We start from the raw sequence: 3,635 nt of genomic DNA, 5'->3' as shown, positions 1-3,635 counted from the left end.
TATTCCTTTTCTTTTTATTCTTTCCAAACCAAAATTTATCCGGGCCAATAAGGCCGTATCCCCTTTATGAACGGCAAAGCATTGCTCCATTGGCAAAATATCTGCACCAATTACTTTTAACCCTTTATAATCGGGAATAAGATCTAGTCGCTGGGCTTGAAACTCATCCACAATGGCCAAATCATATTTACCTTTTGAAACCTCCTGAAGAGCATAGGATTCTGAGGGGACTTCCACCAAACGAAGATCTGGATATTGCTCGAGAAGCCGTTGAGATACAAGAGATTTTTTCTCCACCAAAATTCGTTGGTCTCTTAACGAAGGAAGTCCCATTAAAAAAGAACCTTTGCGACTTATAAAAACATGGTCTATAATGAGCAATGTAGTTGAATATTCGAATTTAGTGGCCCTTTCCTTACTATAATAAAGAGTGGTTAGATCAAAAGAGGAGTATTGAGTAAATTGCTCATATATTTCAGCCCATTCCTTCAACACAATTTTAAATTTTAGACCGGTTTCTTTCCCAATTGCATTTAATAGGTCCACATAAAAACCCTTAATCTGTCCATTTTCCTCAAAAGAAAGGGGTATTTCATATTTATTTAATGCAACCGTTAAAGGCCTTCTTTTCTCAATTGCCCCAACCCTTTGTTCAGAATCCTGAGCCTTAAGATTTAAGACTAGTCCAAATTGAAATCCAGTGCACAGTAAGAAAAATTTCCACATCTATTTAGAAAATCCAATCCCTAGTATTCGCTATAACTTTATAATAGCAAAGAAGGAACTTATGTTTTTCAAGAAAAGAACTAAAACACGCACTTTAAAGGCAATTATCTCAATTGAAAAGCGTAGGATTTTGGTAAAGTAAAAAAGTAAACCGAAATTTGCCCGGGAAAATTTATAAGAGGGAAAATATGGGAACATTTGAGGCTTATTATAAAGAAGGAAAAGAAAGAATTAGGGAAGATCGATTTGAAGAAGCTATTCATTCATTTAGCAAAGCCCTAAAACTGGAACCTCAACACACTAACAGCATCTACCATAGAGGTTTAGCCAAATTTAAACTAAAACAAATAAAACCCAGTATCGTGGATTTTAGTCTGGCTATTGAGGGTGACCCCACAAACCCTACTTTATATAGTGAACGAGCGGTAGCCTATTTTCTCAATAAGCAATCGGAAAAAGCCATCACAGATCTTAACAAGGCTCAAAAATTAGATCCCAAGAACCCTTACCGCTATTCTAGCAGAGCTTTTATTCGGGAAAAATTGGGAGACTTAGATGGAGCTGTGGAGGATTACCAAATGGCCATAAAATTAGATCCTGAAGATGCGATAATTCACAATAATTTAGGATTGATATTAGAAAAAAAAGGTCATATAGATAAAGCCAAAGAAAGTTTTACTAAAGCGGATGCCTTAGACCCAATCTTTGACCCTCAAAAGAAACAACTTCAAACAACTCCACATATAGAAAAAGCCCCCCAATTTACAAAGGAAAGGAAACAAAAATCAGGTTCAAAGGAGGATGAGACTCAAAATTCTAAAGGGGATGCATTTTCTTTCTATTTAAAAACCATTCGCGATGTATTAACTTCCAAAGATACTTTTCTAGATTTCATAGATTTTTCCAAAACTTTAATAAAAAATACCTGGAAGAAAAAATAGAGAAAAATGAGATGAGTAATAAAAAGAATAAATAAAGTATTCACAACCTTAGCTTTAAAACTTTTATTATTCCTTATATCGTACAATTCAATAATTAAGAGATTTTCGGTTATATTTCTTATATTAATTGATCATTTGTAACAAAGATATATTTTTATGAGGGCCACACTTTACCTTTTCTCCTTTCTAATTTTAGTTCTTGGATTTTCATTTACTCTGCAAAAAAGCGACGAAATTCAGAAAATCACCTTCAAATCGGGTACAAGAGGATTTCATAAAGAACTCATCTTTACTCCTGACAGTATTCATATTAGAACCTCTGGTAGAAGCCAAAAAGAATACAAAGGAAAAATAAGTAAAAAAGAATGGAGAAATTTATGCAAATCTCTTGAGCGTGTAAATCTAGTCGAAATTCCGCAATTACAATCTCCAACTAACCTTCGGGCAACTGACAGGGCATTTTCCTCCCGCCTTTCTATTCAATCAGACGGTAAAGAATATAAGAGTTCTCAATTTGACGATTATAATCCAAATGAAAAATTAAAAAATTTAGCATTGACCATTCAGGAAATTGAAAAAGGCAAAACCCTTATTAAGAGTGAATAATTTATAATGAATAACTAGTAAGGACATATCTAGCCGCAATTACCTCATTTTTAATTGTTATTTATTCACTATTCATTATTTACGTTCCGCATAGAACTCATTGCTTGCATCTCTTGTTTCAGAGGAAAGTAAATTGTGTGTAACTGTGGTGTGATCTGGAAATGATTTCCAATGACTTCTGACGAAAATTTCGCCAGACTCCTCGACATATTCCTTCCTATCCACACCCCAAACATCAAAAGATATGAAATCATGGCTATGCCTTTGCTCGCTCCTATTGTGCAGTTTCCAAAGCTATACTCAAAATATGCAAGCTCTTATTCCAGCCTTTAATGCAGAAAGAATAAGTTTAAGTAAAGTGGAGGAGTACGAGGTCTTTGCTAACTATTACACCTTGAAAAATAATGTAGACGGGATTAGAAAAAAAAATCTAAAAACGAAAGTTAATAGTACAGCCATTGCTTTTGAACAAGCCGTTTCCCTGATGCCCTATTTTTTCGTTGTTTCCATTAATGGAGAGGCCATCGCCATGATTATGCTCAAACAACGGTACAATGGGAAAACTTCATTCTTTGTTTATATGGTTGTGGATATGAGAACTCAAACCAGCTTTGACTTGGCCTGCAAAGCAAAAGGGATAATTGCTGAATATAGAGCTAAAGAATTGGTAGAAAATCAATACGATCCAAAGGCTTATATAAGAGAGGTTGGGGAAAGGAAAAAATTGCATTACCAAGGCCAAACCTTCAAAGTTCAATCCTACCAACAGGTAGAAGAGGAAGTTTTTGAAATAGTAAAAACGCACGAATTTTTCGAGAATTTCCGTTACCTTGCGGACGAAAAACACTCTGATTAATTATATTTCCCCCCTGTTAGAAACCCAATAATTTGCGGCAACGATAATTATTTCACCCTAACCGAAAAACCAATTAGGATTAATCTTAATATTTCCTGTGAATGATTTCACTCATAATAACAGCCTCTTTGGCCCAGTCAGGATTATCCCGGATCTTCTCTAATATTTCGGTAGATTTTCGCTCTTCATCGCCAAAGCTAGAAAATGGCTTAAAAACAAGAGCTTCTTCTCTTGCCTCCGGCTCAACAACTTCCACCTTCTCAATTTCGTCTTTAACCTCCACCTGTCTTTTCTCAGCCTTCAATCTTTCTTCCATAACAAAAGAAGGCTTCACCTCTTTATAGGAAATATTTTCTAACACCTCTTCTCTAGTCTCTTCTACCTCTAATTGTTCCATCCAATCCTCAAATCCCATCGACCGCTCTCTTCTTTCGGGTTCTTCCATAACAGGGCCCTTTTCCCGGTCAATATTTCCCATTTCCTGCTCCCGCTTTCTTTTGGCTTTC

The 3,635-nt window shown here is 35.5% G+C and carries 5 protein-coding genes; 3 read left to right on the top strand and 2 right to left on the bottom strand.

Annotated elements, in window-relative coordinates; translation table 11 throughout:
* Positions 1–726, bottom strand: a 726-nt coding sequence (locus E1171_RS05005; RefSeq protein WP_155204699.1) for a transporter substrate-binding domain-containing protein, incomplete at its 3' end; no start/stop codon positions are given.
* 188 nt (positions 727–914) lie between these two features.
* Between E1171_RS05005 and E1171_RS05000 the strand changes: the two genes are divergently transcribed.
* The 3 genes from E1171_RS05000 (at position 915) to E1171_RS04990 (ending at position 3,129) form a co-directional block, all read left to right on the top strand.
* Positions 915–1,667: a tetratricopeptide repeat protein gene (locus tag E1171_RS05000; protein WP_155204698.1), complete on the top strand. Its 753-nt coding sequence runs from the start codon at positions 915–917 to the stop codon at positions 1,665–1,667.
* 156 nt (positions 1,668–1,823) lie between these two features.
* Positions 1,824–2,273, top strand: coding sequence for a hypothetical protein (locus E1171_RS04995; RefSeq protein ID WP_155204696.1), 450 nt, complete (start codon positions 1,824–1,826; stop codon positions 2,271–2,273).
* A 307-nt stretch (positions 2,274–2,580) separates the two neighbouring features.
* Positions 2,581–3,129, top strand: a complete 549-nt coding sequence (locus tag E1171_RS04990) for a hypothetical protein (RefSeq protein WP_155204694.1) — start codon at positions 2,581–2,583, stop codon at positions 3,127–3,129.
* Between the two features lie 85 nt (positions 3,130–3,214).
* On the opposite strand, the gene E1171_RS23655 is transcribed toward E1171_RS04990, so the two are convergent.
* A partial coding sequence (locus tag E1171_RS23655) for a hypothetical protein (protein ID WP_187696266.1) occupies positions 3,215–3,635 on the bottom strand: 421 nt, incomplete at its 5' end.

The sequence above is a fragment of the Xanthovirga aplysinae genome (assembly GCF_009711365.1).
Classification (GTDB): Bacteria; Bacteroidota; Bacteroidia; order Cytophagales; family Cyclobacteriaceae; genus Xanthovirga; species Xanthovirga aplysinae.
This window is presented reverse-complemented; position numbering and strand designations above follow the sequence as displayed.